Source organism: Tangfeifania sp. (assembly GCF_055108615.1).
Genome location: NZ_JBSQIC010000086.1, coordinates 1 through 16,248 on the forward strand (window position 1 = coordinate 1; position 16,248 = coordinate 16,248).

The 16,248-nt window shown below is 39.6% G+C and carries 10 protein-coding genes; 1 reads left to right on the forward strand and 9 read right to left on the reverse strand.

Annotated features, from left to right (window positions below):
• Nucleotides 1-585: 585 nt before the first annotated feature.
• The 3 genes from ACTCNA_RS14975 to ACTCNA_RS14985 form a co-directional block, all read right to left on the reverse strand.
• Nucleotides 586-1,689: a Fic family protein gene (locus ACTCNA_RS14975; protein ID WP_462948745.1), complete on the reverse strand. Its 1,104-nt coding sequence runs from the start codon at nt 1,687-1,689 to the stop codon at nt 586-588.
• A gap of 391 nt (nt 1,690-2,080) precedes the next feature.
• A complete protein-coding gene (locus tag ACTCNA_RS14980) occupies nt 2,081-3,343 on the reverse strand; it encodes an ATP-binding protein (protein ID WP_462948746.1) in 1,263 nt (420 codons plus the stop codon).
• A 267-nt stretch (nt 3,344-3,610) separates the two neighbouring features.
• The gene (locus ACTCNA_RS14985; RefSeq protein ID WP_462948747.1) at nt 3,611-4,030 is read right to left on the reverse strand and encodes a transposase; all 420 of its coding nucleotides are present in this window, start codon (nt 4,028-4,030) and stop codon (nt 3,611-3,613) included.
• Nucleotides 4,031-4,069: 39 nt separating this feature from the next.
• Between ACTCNA_RS14985 and ACTCNA_RS14990 the strand changes: the two genes are divergently transcribed.
• Nucleotides 4,070-4,480 (forward strand): PspC domain-containing protein, encoded by a 411-nt coding sequence (locus ACTCNA_RS14990; protein WP_462948748.1) that lies wholly within the window; start codon nt 4,070-4,072, stop codon nt 4,478-4,480.
• Nucleotides 4,481-4,601: 121 nt separating this feature from the next.
• Here the strand turns inward: ACTCNA_RS14990 and ACTCNA_RS14995 are convergent, their stop codons facing one another.
• The 6 genes from ACTCNA_RS14995 to ACTCNA_RS15020 form a co-directional block, all read right to left on the reverse strand.
• Nucleotides 4,602-6,224 (reverse strand): sulfatase family protein, encoded by a 1,623-nt coding sequence (locus ACTCNA_RS14995; RefSeq protein ID WP_462948749.1) that lies wholly within the window; start codon nt 6,222-6,224, stop codon nt 4,602-4,604.
• A 103-nt stretch (nt 6,225-6,327) separates the two neighbouring features.
• Nucleotides 6,328-7,905: a sulfatase family protein gene (locus tag ACTCNA_RS15000; protein WP_462948750.1), complete on the reverse strand. Its 1,578-nt coding sequence runs from the start codon at nt 7,903-7,905 to the stop codon at nt 6,328-6,330.
• Nucleotides 7,906-8,002: 97 nt separating this feature from the next.
• On the reverse strand, nt 8,003-9,448 hold the full coding sequence (locus tag ACTCNA_RS15005) for a sulfatase family protein (protein ID WP_462948751.1): 1,446 nt from the start codon (nt 9,446-9,448) through the stop codon (nt 8,003-8,005).
• Nucleotides 9,449-9,653: 205 nt separating this feature from the next.
• Nucleotides 9,654-11,168: a RagB/SusD family nutrient uptake outer membrane protein gene (locus ACTCNA_RS15010; RefSeq protein ID WP_462948752.1), complete on the reverse strand. Its 1,515-nt coding sequence runs from the start codon at nt 11,166-11,168 to the stop codon at nt 9,654-9,656.
• 25 nt (nt 11,169-11,193) lie between these two features.
• Complete coding sequence (locus ACTCNA_RS15015; protein ID WP_462948753.1) at nt 11,194-14,649, reverse strand: TonB-dependent receptor; 3,456 nt, start codon at nt 14,647-14,649, stop codon at nt 11,194-11,196.
• Nucleotides 14,650-14,792: 143 nt separating this feature from the next.
• Nucleotides 14,793-15,800, reverse strand: coding sequence for a FecR family protein (locus ACTCNA_RS15020; protein WP_462948754.1), 1,008 nt, complete (start codon nt 15,798-15,800; stop codon nt 14,793-14,795).
• Between the last annotated feature and the right edge of the window lie 448 nt (nt 15,801-16,248).

The following is a 16,248-nucleotide window of genomic DNA, read 5'->3' on the forward strand; positions in this document are numbered from 1 at the left end:
AAAGGAACAGCAGAAACAGAAGGAGAAGGAAGAGGCAGAGGAAAAACGCCGGAAAGCCGATGAATCACAATATAAATTGCCGTTTTAACGATGATTGACAAAAAAAAATTATTTTTTATCAAAGTTACAAATTTTTCTCAAATCCAAATTTGAGTTGATTTGACTTTCAACCTAAAAAAATTAATGATATGAGAGGAAAGGCCCGACAAGATAGAGGAAAGCCAATACTCAAGCCTTAACCGCCATCGGATTCGACCTTGCACAACTGGATGCCGCTGCCACATCAGGCCGGCGAATTGGCCGACCTGCCGCCTATTTCCCACTACGATGTAAACAAAACGAATCTATAACCATCCGCGACAAAGTTTGTACAAGCTTGAAAGAACTTGTGGATAAAGTGCGCGAAACCGGCAAGTATTTGAACATGCAAAATACCAATAGCCTATAAAAGAAAGTGTACCTTAGTTAATAGTTATAAAGGCACACATTACAAATGTGCGCCAACGGAGGGAAGCGGATAAGTATTTGTTCCATCTAAAATCAAACAGGAAATGAAATTTAAACCCGACAGGATTGAGGTATTTTTCAATTTGATCTTTCAACCAATTCGTAATTTGTACTTCGTCCGCCGGAATCTTCCTGCTTTAATATACCTTTTTCAATTAAATCCTTAATGTCTCTTAACGCGGTATCAGCAGAACATTTTGCTATTTTCGCCCATTTAGAAGTTTTCAGCTTCCCGTCAAATCCATCCAACAGTTTATTTAACATTAATCGTTGCCGGCTGTTTAAAATTGTTTCTTTGTGCTTATCCCAAAATTCAGCTTTACAAAGCACTCTCTTTAAAGTTTCTTCGGTTGAAATCAATGCCCGATACAAACAGTTTAAAAACCAGATCAACCATTCTGTAATATCACCTTTACTATGTTGAACTTTTTGTAGAACAGCGTAATAAACTTTCTTTTCTGTCAATATTTGATTTGAAAGGCTGTAAAATCTTTGAGAACTATCCTCTGACCGTGCAAGTAACATATCTGAAATTGCTCTTGCAATACGTCCATTGCCATCGTCAAAAGGGTGAATAATAATAAACCAAAAATGAGCAATAGCTGCTTTCAATACTCCATCAATCCTGGTTTCACTGTTAAACCAATCCAGGAATGTATCCATTTCCTGTTTAGCCCGTTCGGGCGAAGGAGCCTGATAATGGACTTTTTCTTTACCCATTGGCCCGGAAACTATTTGCATTTCACCAATACGATAGCAACCGGTATCAATTCGGTGCATACCGCTCCAACCTGTTGGAAATAATGCAGCATGCCATCCAAATATCCGCTCATGGCCAAGAGGTTCATTGTATCTTTGCGTTGCATCCAGCATCATTTCCACAACACCTTCTATACTTCTGTCAGTGTGCATCATACCTGCATAATTTAGTCCCAAACGACGTGCAATTGAGGAGCGAACCTGTTCATAATTCAACATCTCCCCTTCAATTTCAGATGATTTTAGTACATCGAGTGTTAAGGTTGAAAGCATTGTTTCCTCTTTTAATGAAAATCCAAGAGCTCTCATTTGTCCGAAAACCTTACCTTGTAAATGACGAACTTTGCCCAAAATCACTTGTATTTCTTTATCATCCCATGTAAAATGAGGCCATTGGTCATATTGATAAATGTATCTTGTCATAAAAAACCAATCTTTGCGGTAAATATACAAATTAATCTCCGCCTATTTACTGAGAATAACATCTTTTTTCTCCGCAAGCAGCAAGGCATTTTCTCAGACAAATTTCAAATAATTGGTTCTGTTTGACAATTTAAATTTGTAACAGGGAGCTCTTTCTCAAAAAGCATAATATTGAATAAAGTTTTTACCGTTATTTAAGGCTGGAGCGATTTAGCCTGTTTGATTCATGAAAAATATTTTGTATTATTAAAGCTCTATAGTTTAAGTGGTTACACAAAATGCATGAAAAATCAATTCTTTTGGCAGAATAAATTTCTGAAGCCAGCCTTCTTATGCCATAAATAACGAATGTGAGTGGGTTTTGAAATTGTAAAACTGAACCCGTCCCGTATCAGGCAATCATCGTACTGAAAACCGGTTTCATTTCTATAGTTAATCCTTTGAATTCAATTGTTCGGTTTTCAATCGTGTTTATGAGGATTACAGCCTTTGGCAGATGAAATTTTTTGCAAAAAATAAACAGGTTGTTCAAATCGCTGTTTCTGATTTTGGTTTTATACTTCACTTCCACAGGAAGAACTTGTTTATTTTTTATCTCAACAAAATCAACTTCATGATTATAGGCATCCCGCCAAAAAAACTGCCAGGGTTTTAATGCAAGTAAAGCATTTTCAACAAGTAATCCTGTTTTCTGAAAATCATACATGCTTCCGCTGACTGCGGGGCAGAAAGAGCATGAAGATAGATAAATCCGTTTCAGTTTTTTTTCGGATGTAAGTTGATTGGCAGAATAATTATAAAGAACCTTCACCACAAATGCCTGCTCAAGGATACTTATATATTTACTCACTGTTTTTGACGTTATTTTTAAATCGTTTGCCAAATTTTCGTAATGAAGATAGATTCCCGGATTTTCTGCAACTATTTTCACAATGGCATACAAAATTTCAGGGTTTTCAACCGGAAAGATTATTGGAATATCCTCGAAAACAATCTTTTTAATAATTCCCAATACATATTCCTGAACAAATGAATTATCAGTAATATTAACTGTTTCAATAAATTGTCTCGATAAATAATTTTCAAATTCAACATTCAATTCAGAATGAAACATTTCTGGCTTTTCGAGGTAATTATCCCTGTTTCTGAAATGTAGGTATTCTTCAAAATCAAGCGGTTTCAACTCAAACGAAAAAACCCTTCCTGCCAGGCTCTCCTGTGTTTTCTTTCTGATATAGAGTGATGTGGAACCGGAAATGAAAAATTTGAGGTTGGGATATAAATCGTAGTAAATTTTCAATTGAGAATGAAACCCTTCCAGTTTCTGAATCTCATCAAAAAAAATAAATAGTTTGTCCGAGTTGAAATCCTTTCGGGTTTGGGTCTTAAAGGCGATAAAAAGTTCATCCAAATCATATTTATCCTCATCAAAAGAAAAATACCATATATTTTGCGGCTCAACATTTCGCTCAAGTAAATTATTTATCACCTGAAGAAACAAGGTTGTTTTTCCCAACCGCCTCAACCCTGTAAGCTCTACTATTTGCCTGCTTTCAATATGTTGCTCAAGAATTTCGATGAATTTCCTCGTTTTGGGAAATTCATACCTGAACCCCACATTCCAGTGCCTGTTGAATTTAAGTAAATTGATCATTATTCTCAAATTTATCGTAATTACAGTTCCGATATTTTATAAAAATACCAGAACTACAAATTTAATATTTTCTATCAATTATAAAAAAAAACTGGCACGGTTATGCTGGAATACTGGCGGAAACGTAACCGCGGCAAAAACGAAAAAAACGCCTGAAGTAGCTGAATAACAGCGCACTGTTGCATTTTGAGCTGTCCTATTGGCTGTGTACCCTGTCCTGTTAATAAAAATGGCTTCGCAGCTGCCGCGCGATTGTATCGCGTGGTGCTATTTTACAACAATTACATTAGAAGATCGAATGCCTGCTTTCGAAAGTTGTTCCATTAAAAAATCTTTTCTGCTCTCTCTTGGATTTTTAATTATTGCTTTAACTATTGCTTTACTGGTGAACCGCTTAAAATCACCCAACAAAAGTTCCGGTTTTTGTGCGCTTGCACTTCTGAAAATCAGATGCACATGGCTGGACACCCCGAGGCCTCGGGGCCATGCAAAGATTTCCATTCCTTTATTTTGTTGGAAATAATGTAAACTGTCTAATATAATATTTTTGTATTCGTTTCGGGTAAATACCTGTCCGAATATTTCATCCAGGCGGGCGGTCAGGTGGGTATCTATCCAGTCGGTAGCGGTGAATGTTAAAAAATACACAGCATTCTGGTCGGTAATAAAATAATTGTCGGCTGACATTTTTTTGTTGTAAAAATAGCGATTACATCATAAAAAAACATGTTGCTTAAAAAATGCATTATAAATGCGAAACAGCCCATCCCTCGTTGCAAACGAGGGGTAGATGGGGAAGAACCGCTGGCAGGAGAAAAAAAGCGTAAAAAAAGATTGTACCGCGACCCGGAAGAAAAAGTTTTAAGCGGGGTGTGCGGAGGCCTGGCAGCTTACTTTGACATGGACCCGGTTATTGTGCGGATAATTTATGTGGTGCTGGCATTCATTACCACGGGCGCTGCTGTTTTGGCTTACCTCATTTTATGGATTGCAGTTCCCAAAGCAGTAACTACGGCACAGCGCCTTGAAATGCGAGGCGAACCGGTGACGGTTAAAAATATCGAAAAGTTTATTAAAGATGAAGTTGATTCAGTAAAGGAAAGCTACCATAAATTCAAAAATAAGGCAGCATTCTAAACATCTAAAGGGAAAAAACCTTTTGAGCATTTTTCAAAAGTGTTTGAACCAGGTTACAACAAAACAACCTGCTTTTAAAAATTTTTAAAGGCAGGTTGTTTTTACTGAATGCAATAATGAATTACCTGTTTTGGTAATCGAGATAAGCCTTTAAATATTTTTGGTCGTTGGCATCACTATCGCCGTAATAATCCCGAGCCATATCCAGTTTTTCGTGCATCATTTTGCGCACATCGGCATAGGCTGGATTGTCATACACATTCTGCATTTCGTGTGGATCTGTTTTCAAATCGTACAATTCCCATTCATCAATATCATAATAAAAATGAATGAGTTTGTATCGCTGGGTGGCCACGCCGTAATGGCGTTTCACCATGTGGATGGATGGATATTCGTAATAGGTATAATAAGCAAAATCGCGAAACTGGTCGGTTTTTCCACTTACCAAATTGCGGAACGACTCACCCTGCATTTCGTCGGGAGCTTTCACCCCGGCATAATCGAGAAATGTGGGAGCAAAGTCGAGATTTTGTACCAGCTTGTCGATTTTGGTTCCAGACTTAATTTCTTTTGGATACCTTACCAGCAAAGGTGTCCGGAATGATTCTTTATACATAAAACGTTTGTCGAACCAGCTATGTTCTCCCAAATAAAAGCCCTGGTCGGAAGTGTAAACCACAATCGTATTATCTGCCAAACCGGCTTCATCCAGATAATCCAACACCTGCCCCACTCCATCATCAACCGATGCAATGCACGCCAGGTAATCCTGCATGTAGCGCTCGTAGCGCCAGCGCATCAGCGCTTTGTCGTCCGTCTTTATTTTGGGGTAAAGTTTTTTGAATTCCTCGTTAATCGGGCGATAAACTGCATCCCAGGCTGCTTTTTGCGCTTCATCCATTCTTCCCGTGTTATTGTTAAAAGCATTGATTCCCCAGCCAGTCGTCTCCTTGATTCCCAGTTCATTCATTACTTCCGGATACAATTTTGAGTCGCCGGCCCAGTTTTGGTTTTTCAGAATATTCATTTCTGCCTCTTTAGCTGCAGTACCACGTCCTTTAAAATCATCGAAAAGCGTAGCCGGTTCCTTAAACTCCATTTTCGTGTATTGTTTGTAATACTTTTCAGCCGGCATCCACTCGCGGTGCGGCGCTTTCTGATGGTACAAAAGGCAAAATGGCTTGCCCTGGTCGCGTTTGTTTTTTAGCCAGTCGAGCGCAGTTTCGGTTATTATTTCAGTTACATAACCTTTTTTACGCACCTTTTTGCCATCGATAAGAAAATCGGGATTGTAGTATTGTCCTTGCCCTGGCAGCACCATTGAAAAGTCGAAACCCTGAGGAATACCGTCGAGATGGATTTTACCAATCATTGCCGTTTGGTAACCATTAGCCTGCAACAGTTTCGGGAAATTCTCCTGATCCCAGTTAAAAGGTTGTACATTGTCCACCTTTCCGTTTTTAAAGCTGTGTTTGCCGGTGAGTAAAACTGCCCGGCTGGGTGCACACAGCGAATTGGTAACACAAGCCCGTGTAAAAATGGCACCTTCATTTGCAATCCGATCGATGTTAGGTGTTTGATTTATACCATATCCATAAGCGCTAATGGCCTGGTAGGCATGGTCATCACTCATGATGTAAATAATATTCGGTTTTTGCACCTCTTTTTGTTTCGGAGAGGTACAACCAAAAATTCCCATCCCGGCTGTGAGAATGGCCAATGATTTTATCAGGTTTTGGTTCATAATTTAATATTGTTAAGAATTTTCCGTCTTAAAAAAAAACTAAAATTATAAATTATTGGCGGCAAGGAAAATTTTAACCTTAATATTTAAATTGCTGTCCGGATTATCTGGCTTCCCTGGCCTGTCTTCTTTGTTCCATTACATCAAGGTAATTCTTCAGGAAACGCTGGTCGTTGGCATCGCTGTCGCCATAATAATTCCGTGCATAATCCAGTTTTTTGTGCATCATTTCCTGTACGTCTGAATAGTCCGGATCATCGTAAAGGTTATGCAACTCGCTGGGGTCTTTTTCCAAATCGTACAATTCCCATTCGTCAATATCATAATAAAAGTGAATGAGTTTGTAGCGTTGGGTAGTCACCCCGTAGTGGCGCTTGGCCATGTGTACGGCCGGAAATTCATAGTAGGTGTAGTAAGCAAAATCGCGGAACTGGTCGGTTTTACCGCTTACCAGGTTCCGGAATGATTCACCCTGCATGTCTTCCGGTTTTTTTACTCCGGCGTAGTCAAGAATGGTTGGGGCAAAATCGAGGTTCTGTACCAGCTTGTCGATTTTTACACCTGACTTAATTTCTTTCGGGTAACGCACCAACAGCGGCGTTCGGAACGATTCTTTGTACATAAACCGTTTGTCGAACCAGCCGTGCTCACCTAGGTAAAATCCCTGGTCGGAAGTATAAATAACTACTGTATTATCTGCCAGCCCCGATGAATCGAGGTAGTCGAGCACTTCGCCTACCCCATCGTCAACCGATTTAATGCAACGCAGGTAATCTTTTATAAAACGATTGAATTTCCACTTTGCCAATTCTTTACCTGTTGGCATATTGGTCAATAATTTTTGATTTTTACTTTCGTAAGCTGACATCCAGTTGGCTCGCTGTTCCGGATTCATCCTTTTTAAATCACGAACAAAATTGGTAGAGTCGCCATTTGGATCCACTATCAATTTAAAGTCGTGGCCCCACATGGCTTCAGTATCAATTCTCATTTGTGCAGCTTTGGCAGCCGGTCTGCCTTTGTAATCGTCGTAAAAAGTAGCTGGTAATTCGAATGTTTTATTGTCGTATAAATTAACATATTCGGGTGCCGGAAGCCAGTTGCGGTGTGGCGCTTTCTGATGGTATAGCAAACAAAACGGTTTGTTCGGGTCGCGTTTATTTTTTATCCAGTCGAGAGCAGTTTCGGTAATAATGTCGGTAACGTAACCCTGTTTGCGCACTTTTTTTCCATCAATTAGGAAATCAGGATTATAATATTGCCCCTGACCGGGCAGCACCATAGAGAAATCGAATCCCTGAGGAATACCATCGAGATGAATTTTACCAATCATGGCTGTTTGGTAACCATTCGCCTGTAATATTTTGGGGAAATTCTCCTGGTCCCAGTTAAATGGCTGTACATTATCCACTTTCCCATTTACAAAACTGTGCTTCCCGGTGAGTAAAACTGCGCGGCTTGGAGCGCACAACGAATTGGTAACACACGCCCGGGTAAACAGGGCGCCTTCTTTTGCCAGCCGGTCGATGTTAGGCGTTTCATTTAATCCATACCCATAAGCACTGATGGCCTGGTACGCATGGTCGTCACTCATTATATATATAATATTTGGGCGTTGGGCTTCTTCTTTTTGCGAAGGTGCACAGCTAAACATACCTGCGCCAACTGTAAGAAGAGCCATAGATTTTAGTAAGTTTCGGTTCATAATTATATAAATTGTTATTTAATTTTCACATCTACCTTGAAAAAAATCGTTTCTTCATTTAAAAGTATATTCACTATTCTTTTGCTTTTCCCGGATTGCGCCTGTTTTTTCCGGGGTTTCCGGTTAGTGAATCACCAAGATCATTCCTGGCTACATCGGCTATTTTTTGTAATCTTTTCACAATTTCCGGATGTTCTGAGATTACATTATATCTTTCTCCCGGGTCGCGACGTAAGTCATATAATTCCAGTTGAGTAGTCTTTGTATTATATTTACCGGGTAAACCGCCGACACCGGGAATCACTCCTTCATACGACCGGTGTTTATGCGGAAAAACAAGTTTCCAGCCATCCTGTCGAACTGCTTCCAATTGATTTTTCCCGTAATAATAATAAAGTTCCCTTCTTGGATTGGCATCCGGTTCATTTTCCATTAAAGAAATTATATCGACACCATCGATCCTTTTTTCGGGCAACGGAGCACCTGTAATGGCAGCAATTGTTGGCAGAATATCCATGGTTGCAGCTATTTTATTACAAACTGTTCCACCAGGAATTACTCCCGGCCATTTCATAAGGGCTGGTACCCGTTGTCCACCTTCGAAACTTGTTCCTTTTCCTTCTCGTAATCCGCCGGCAGAACCTGCATGGTCACCAAAAGACAGCCAGGGACCATTATCTGAAATAAAGATAATTAGGGTATTCCCGACAAGATTGTATTTGTCAAGCGTTTTTTCGATTTCTCCAAGTGACCAATCAAGCTCCATAATTACATCGCCATACAAGCCTTGTTTACTTTTCCCCTTGAATTTATCGGAAACTGCGAGTGGTACATGTGGCATTGAATGTGCCAGGTATAAGAAAAACGGATTATTTTTGTTTTGCGTGATAAAATCAACAGCGGCCTCTGTATAGATGGTTGTAAGTTCATCCTGAGCTTTCATCGTTTTTAATTCACGAATTTTATCGTTATTTTTTATCAACGGTAGTTCCGGATACGTTAACTTCCTCGCATAAGCGGGAGGTATATTTCTTGTTCCGTCATAATATACTGGCCACATATCATTTGAATATGGAAGCCCAAGAAATTCATCGAAACCTTGTTGTAACGGTAAAAACTCTCTTTGATGCCCCAGATGCCATTTACCAATGACTGCCGTTTTGTAATTTTTCTTTTTTACTACTTCTGCTATTGTTTCTTCATCAGGATTTAATCCCACTTTTGCCAGAGGATTTAGCGCCCCCGAAATCCCAACCCGATTGGCATAACAGCCGGTCAACAAAGCAGCTCTCGATGCACTGCAAACGGCAGTGGAGACATAAAAATTAGTAAACCGCATTCCCTCGCTGGCCAACCGATCAAAATTGGGGGTTTGATATTGCGTTGCCCCAAAACAGTTGAGATCACCATATCCCATATCGTCGGCATATATAAGGATAATATTGGGTGAGTTGTTTTTTCCTGATGTTGTAACCGGGATTATGAAAATGGCAGATAATAACAGAGATATATTTATCAACAACAAAAATTTTGTCATTTCATTTAAATTAAACAATTACACAAAAGATCTTGCATTTTTAAGCAAATTTTGCATTGATTTCTTTCTTAAACAGCAAAGCAAGGAGGAGTATTTCCTCCTTTCCTATTTGCTAATTCTTTTAATTCTAAGCACTAATACTAAATGGGAATTTCATGAAAAGTATTCCAAATTAGCATAAATTCAACTATTGCCAGCCTGGATTTTGCACTAACAATTGATTGGCATCAAGCTCTGCCTGCGGGATAGGCATTAATGTCATAGCATCCTTGAAGTTATCTTTTATTTGCAATTTCTGTGCTGCTTCAAAAGAATCTGTGAATTGGCTTTCATTTTCAGCATGTTCAAACATTCTTTCTTTTAAGATTCCCCAACGAACCAGATCAAACCAACGTTTACCTTCGTGCACAAGTTCCATCCAGCGTTCTCTTCTGATCCATTCAGTAAGGTTCTCTTTTGTTTTGGCACCAGTTAATATTCCCTCTGGATCGTTTTTATAAGCTCTGCTACGAACACGTTGAAGATGTATATATGCACCATCTGGATCGCCATTTTCGTTCAACGCTTCAGCATAAAGTAATAGTGCATCTACGTAACGAAGAACGAATCTGTTTACCGCTGAGTTTGGGGCGTTATATTCATTTTCATCCCAAGCTTTTGTAAAAATAGGCAAGTCAACCCGATAAATAGTTGTATCGATAGGACTTGTAAATTCTTTACTGAAGTAAACAAATTTTCGTTGGTCTTTATCGCTAAACTGAGCATATAATTCTTCAACAGGTATGTCTGCTTCGTTCATTTGGTTGCGTCCAGGTATTTGTTGTGTTTTGTATCTGGACTGAAGAGCATATTTAGGACCTGAAAGCTGCATGTCGCCATTACCATTTGATGGCGGTGAATCAAATTGTACAGCAAAAACACATTCTTTACCATTTTCTGTTGCAACTCTGTAATTATCTTTTACATCTTCCCATAATCCATAGCCATAACTTGCCTCGTTATTAACAACTGCTCCAAGCTCGGTAACGGCAGCATCCCAGTTTTTCATTGTTACATAAACTGATCCGAGCAGCACAGAGGCAGCACCTGAAGTTGCTCTTCCTACATCAGAACCGCTATAACTTTTTGGTAAGGCTTTTGCAGCGTTAAGGTCGGCAATAATTTGTGCATAAACATCAGCAACCGGCTTACGTTCTGTAACTGTTTCTTCAAATGATGTTCCTAATGGTAATGGTACATCGCCAAATGCCCTTACCAGGTTGTAAAAATACAATGCCCTTAAAAATTTAGCCTCGTTCATCAATCTGGTTTTTAAGGTTTCATCCATTTCTATATCCGGAATTTGTTCCAGGGCATTGTTTGCTCTATAAATCCCACTATAGCTATCTCTCCAGAAATTTCTTACAAAAGTATTATTTGGGGTGTAACGCATGTACTCCAGGTTTTGCAGGTATTGGTTTGGCATACCCAGACCGTTTTTTTCATCGTCAACCGGAAGGTCGAAAACCAAATACATTAGTCTTTCATATAAACTGTATAGACTATTATATATTGAGGTAACAGAAGCAACAGCACCCGATTCGTCGGTGTAAACGTTGCTCACTACATACCTGTCAACAGGATTTTCCTCAAGAAAGTCACTGCATGAATTAAATAGTGTTACAGGTATAATTAGTAATAATAAACATATTAGCTTTTTCATAATTTTTTACTTTCAATTTTTTACATTAAAAATCAATTTTTACACCAAACATTACGGTTTTGGATTGCGGGTAGGTACTGTAATCTTCGCCCATAGTCAGGTTCGATGCACCGTGCAAGCTAACTTCAGGATCGAAGCCTGAATATTTAGTGAAGGTAATAAAGTTGTTAAGTGAAGAATACAAGTAAAGTCTATCTGCAAATTTCACCAAAGTTTTAGGGAATGTATATCCAAGCACTATGTTCTTTATTTTCAGATATGAACCATCTTCGATGTAATAATCATTGAAAACTATCTGGCGGTTTGTACTCGCAAGCGGGAACTCGTTGCTTGGATTTTCAGGTGTCCATCGGTTCACCAGGGCTGCATAAACATTCTGTCCGCCGGTTGGCAGGGTTAATTGAGTTTTATCAAAATATAATATATCATTTCCAACAGACCATTGCAAAAATACATTAAGACTGAAATTTTTATATGAAAAATTATTGTTCATACCTCCGATAAAATCGGGTAAAGCATTTCCGATGACTTGTCTGTCGGCATTATCAACCACCCCGTCGGGTTCTCCGGTATATTTACCGTCGTCCGGATTGTCATCTTCGCTTGATACATCCTTATATTTTCTTCTGCCTGGTCCTACCTGGCTAATTGTTTGGTTTATGGTTTCACCTTCCTGAATGATACCATCGAATTGCCATCCAAAGAAGGCACCAATAGGTTCTCCTACAAATAATCGTCTCGACCAGGGATCTATTTTCAGGTGTCCCTGGTTTACACCAACATCCTTATACAGAACGCTAGCCAGGCTAAGTACCTTATTCCGGTTTACAGAAATGTTGAAGTCAGTATTCCACTTAAGGTCCCCTCTTAGGATATCGCCTCTTATCTCCAATTCGACCCCCTGGTTTTGCATACTTCCAATATTATTCAGGTATGTAGTAAAACCAGTGGTAAATGGAACTTGCTCGCTGTAAAGCATTTGTGTAGTCTTTTTATAGTAATAATCAACGGTTAATCCCAGTCGATTATCAAAGAATGCTAAGTCAACTCCAACATCAAACTGTGATGTTTTCTCCCATTGAAGGCTGGAGTTTGCAATTTTATTTGGACTAACACCAGTAGCCAAGGTTCCATCTCCAAATGTATAGCTTTGCGTTCCGGTTGTTGGCAAAGAATTATATAAACCAATTTCCTGATTCCCTGTGTAACCAAAACTTGCCCGAATTTTCAAATTTGAAAATGTATTCAGATCTTTTATAAAATCCTCTTCACTTGCTCTCCATGCGATTGAACCGGAAGGAAAGAAGGCATATTTATTATCGACTCCAAATCTGGAAGAACCATCAATACGACCGGCGATAGAAGCGAGATATTTTCCTTTATATGAATAATTTGCACGAGCAAGATAAGATATAAGCCCCCATCTTGTTTTTCCTGATCCTGGGCTATTGTAGGTTTCTGCTCCCTGAAGACTGTTTTCCTGCAGGATATCATTTGTAAATCCCTGGGAAGAAGCTGAAACGTATTCATAAATATTTTCCTGGAAAGTAGCACCGACAACCGCATTTACTGAATGGTTACCGAATTCGTTTACATAACTTAATGTATTTTCATTTAGCCAGTTTTGGTTTAGGTTATATCTTATAGTACCAACTCCATTTTGTCCCTGACCTTCGTTTGTATTGCTCGGTAAATAAGTGTCGTTTTTAACATTTGAAATGTTTGCTCCTCCTTTAATCTTTGCCGTTAGATTAGGACTGATTTTAATATCTAAAAATATATCGCCTAATATTCCGTTGCGTAGTGTTTGTCGCACTACTTCGTTCGTTGTAGCAACCGGGTTATTGATGATAATACCATCGTTTACCAGTGTGTATTCACTTGCGTTTGAACTCGGAAGGAAAGAATATCCCTCGCCCGAATAAATAGGTAATATTGGGCTAAATTGAGTGGCACCGTTAACAACACCCAATCCATCAACATTTTGTTGGTTGGAGAAAATTCTAAATGCCGAAATATGTGTACCTGCTTTAAGCCAGCTATTCATCTGGTGGCTAAGATTAATTCTGGAAGAAAAGCGTTCAAAATCCGTGCTTTTTATAATTCCATCTTGTTTATTATACCCTCCTGTAATTGCATAATTCGTTTTTCTGTCTCCTCCTGTGAATGATATATTGTATTCTTGCGTAGGAGCCACTTGGAAAACTTCATCTTGCCAATTCGTTCCTAATTCAGGATTTTTTCTTATTTCTTCTAAATCAGATTCTGAATAAACCGGATTGCTATCTTCATTTGTATATGCTTCATTTTTTAAAAGTGCATATTGGTAGGCATCCATTACATCCAATTTTTTAGTTATGCTCTGAAATCCATAGTCGGCAGAAAACGAAACTTTGTCATTCCCGGCAGTTCCCGATTTCGTTGTAATAAGAATTACACCATTTGCCGCTCTTGCACCGTAAATAGATGTTGCAGATGCATCTTTTAATATTTCAATGCTTTCAATATCACTAGGGTTTATGTTTGCTATACCACTAATATTTGATGAACCTGCTCTGGAGCCCGCATTTCCGCTTCCTCCACCTGCGTATATTGGGAATCCATCAACCACATAGAGCGGTTCGTTAGCACCTTGTAACGATGTTGTTCCACGTACTCTTACTGCAGGTGCAGATCCCGGAACTCCTGATGATTGAATTACCTGCACACCTGCTGCTCGTCCTGCTAAAGCCTGGTCGATAGACTGCATTTTAACATTTTCAAGATCTTCCGTTTTTACTGATGTAACAGAACCTGTTACATCTGATTTTTTCATGGTTCCATACCCAATAGCAACTACTTCCTCGATACCAATCGCATCAACAATCATCGTTACATCAATATTGGTTTGATTGCCAACTTCAACTTCCTGCGTCCGCATCCCCACAAACGAAAACACCAACGTGGCATCCTCTGGAATATTGGCTAAGGAATACTCCCCATCAGCATTGGTAACCGTTCCCTGGGTGGTGCCTTTAACCACCACGGTTACACCGGGCAGTGGTTCGCCGGATTCGTCCGTAACGGTGCCGGAGATGGCGGGTTGCTGCTGTTCGGCAAACAGTTCTGCATTTCCGCCAACAGGAGTTAATACAATGTAACGGTCTTTAATTAAAAAGTCCACTTCTTTTTTGTTGAACAACCGGGCCAAAATCTCATCTACCTTTTCTCCTTCGATTTCGACATCAACTTTTTTGGTTACATCTATTAACTCGCTGTTGTACAGAAAATAAAATTCGCTTTGTTTTTGAATGGCATGTAACACCTCGCTGATGGTGGCATCGTTCATAGCCAGACTGATTGTTTTGGTTTGCGCGTAGGTGCCGGTGGCAAATACCTGGAAGGCGCTGATGAGTAGTATCAAAACCGTGTTGCGCATAACAATTAGTTTTTTTCGGTGTTGCTTTAACAGCAAACACACGAAGTTTAAGTTTTTTTTCATAATTTTACACTGTTTTAAATTATAGAATGATTTAAAATTTTCCCCGGGCCAAAACCCGTGGTAACGATGGAAGGAAGTGTTCGCAGCGCTTCCTTCTTTTTTAATAAGAGTGGTTCGGTTCGTTCAAGTTTTTACATAGGCGCTTATTTTTTAGTTATGGTGACAACAGAAGGGGTGAATTTTTTGGTCCCCTCAATGGGTTTCCCCATTGTATAGTTAATTTTAATTCCCGGTGAACTAATCTCCAGCAGTTCCAGCACGCGGTGCAAAGGCTCATTGTCGAACGTAGTGGTAAACCTGTACTGCTTTATTTCTTCATCGGCAATAACTACTTTCACGCCATACCACCGCTCCAGCAGCCCGGCCAACTCGGTCATCGGCGTGTCGTCCAGAATCATTTTATTTTGATGCCAGGCAATGTATTTTTCGATGTTGGTGTTTTCACTTGAAACTGTTTTATTTTCTTTGTCGAACTCCAGTAAATCATTGGGCTGCATTTCGCAAAACTTTATTGTTCCTTCGTCACCGGCAAACCGGAATTTTACTTTTCCTTCTTTAAGGGCCACTTGCACTTGTTCTGTTTCCGGGTAAGCATTTACGTTAAACTGTGTGCCCAATACTTCTACCTCGGCATCGCCGGTTTTTACCACAAATGGCGATTGTTCATTTTTTGCCACATCGAGAAAAGCTTCACCTTTCAGCTCCACCTCCCTTTTTTCGCGGGTAAACGGAATGCTGTATTTGACTTCGCTTCCTGCATTGAGCCACAGATTGGAACCGTCGGGCAGTACCACGTGCGAACGCATACCCACCGGACTGTAAATTTCCTGCCAGGTAATTTCATTTTGCGCCATTTCAACAGGCGCTTTTTTATTTTCCTGAAAAAAGAGGGTCCAGATGGTAAAAGCAAGCAACGGGATGGTAAGCACTGCTGCAATACGGGTAAGGGCGGTAAAAATGCTAATTGTTTTATTTTCTTTACTGATTTTACTGCTCACGGTGTGGTAAGCTTTGTCAACATTAACTGAGGCAGCCTTGTCAATCAGTTTTGCTGCTTCCAGCTTTCTATCAAACGGAGACAATCCTTTCCGGGATTCAATAAAGTTTTTGAATTCAGGTTCGGATTGTTTTATATGGACTTTTTTGTTCATGTTTTTGCTGTTCAAACCATCAAATTTAGTCTGGTTTACTGATAATACAATTCCGAAAGGGAAAACACGTAGAAGAAAATGAAAAATTCTATAAAAATATTTTGAAACGAATTAATTGTCAGTTTGTTCTGAATCCCCCTTGTTTTCCCCCTTTGGCATAAACAAATTGTTTTTCATGGCAACATCTCAGCCAAAGGGGGACAAGCTCCGAACAACCACACTGCTTTTCATCAGGGCTTGTCCCCCTTTAATTACGAAAGATGGATCGGTGTAATTATTTCAATATTAAAGGGGGATTGGGAGTAATTTTCCTGGTTCTGACCCCCCCCTGCCTACAGGCAGGCAGGCTTTAGTTCCCCTTTGGCATAAACAATTGGTTTTTCATGGCAACATCTCAGCCAAAGGGGGAAAAGCTCCGAACAACTACCTGCGTTTCATCAGGGCTTCG

Coding starts and splice junctions, on each gene's coding strand:
- ACTCNA_RS14985 (WP_462948747.1), bottom strand. CDS start 4,030: ATGTCAGCCGACAATTATTTTATTACCGACCAGAATGCTGTGTATTTT.
- ACTCNA_RS15010 (WP_462948752.1), bottom strand. CDS start 11,168: ATGAAAAAGCTAATATGTTTATTATTACTAATTATACCTGTAACACTA.
- ACTCNA_RS14990 (WP_462948748.1), top strand. CDS start 4,070: ATGTTGCTTAAAAAATGCATTATAAATGCGAAACAGCCCATCCCTCGT.
- ACTCNA_RS14995 (WP_462948749.1), bottom strand. CDS start 6,224: ATGAACCAAAACCTGATAAAATCATTGGCCATTCTCACAGCCGGGATG.
- ACTCNA_RS15000 (WP_462948750.1), bottom strand. CDS start 7,905: ATGGCTCTTCTTACAGTTGGCGCAGGTATGTTTAGCTGTGCACCTTCG.
- ACTCNA_RS14975 (WP_462948745.1), bottom strand. CDS start 1,689: ATGACAAGATACATTTATCAATATGACCAATGGCCTCATTTTACATGG.
- ACTCNA_RS14980 (WP_462948746.1), bottom strand. CDS start 3,343: ATGATCAATTTACTTAAATTCAACAGGCACTGGAATGTGGGGTTCAGG.
- ACTCNA_RS15020 (WP_462948754.1), bottom strand. CDS start 15,800: ATGAACAAAAAAGTCCATATAAAACAATCCGAACCTGAATTCAAAAAC.
- ACTCNA_RS15015 (WP_462948753.1), bottom strand. CDS start 14,649: ATGAAAAAAAACTTAAACTTCGTGTGTTTGCTGTTAAAGCAACACCGA.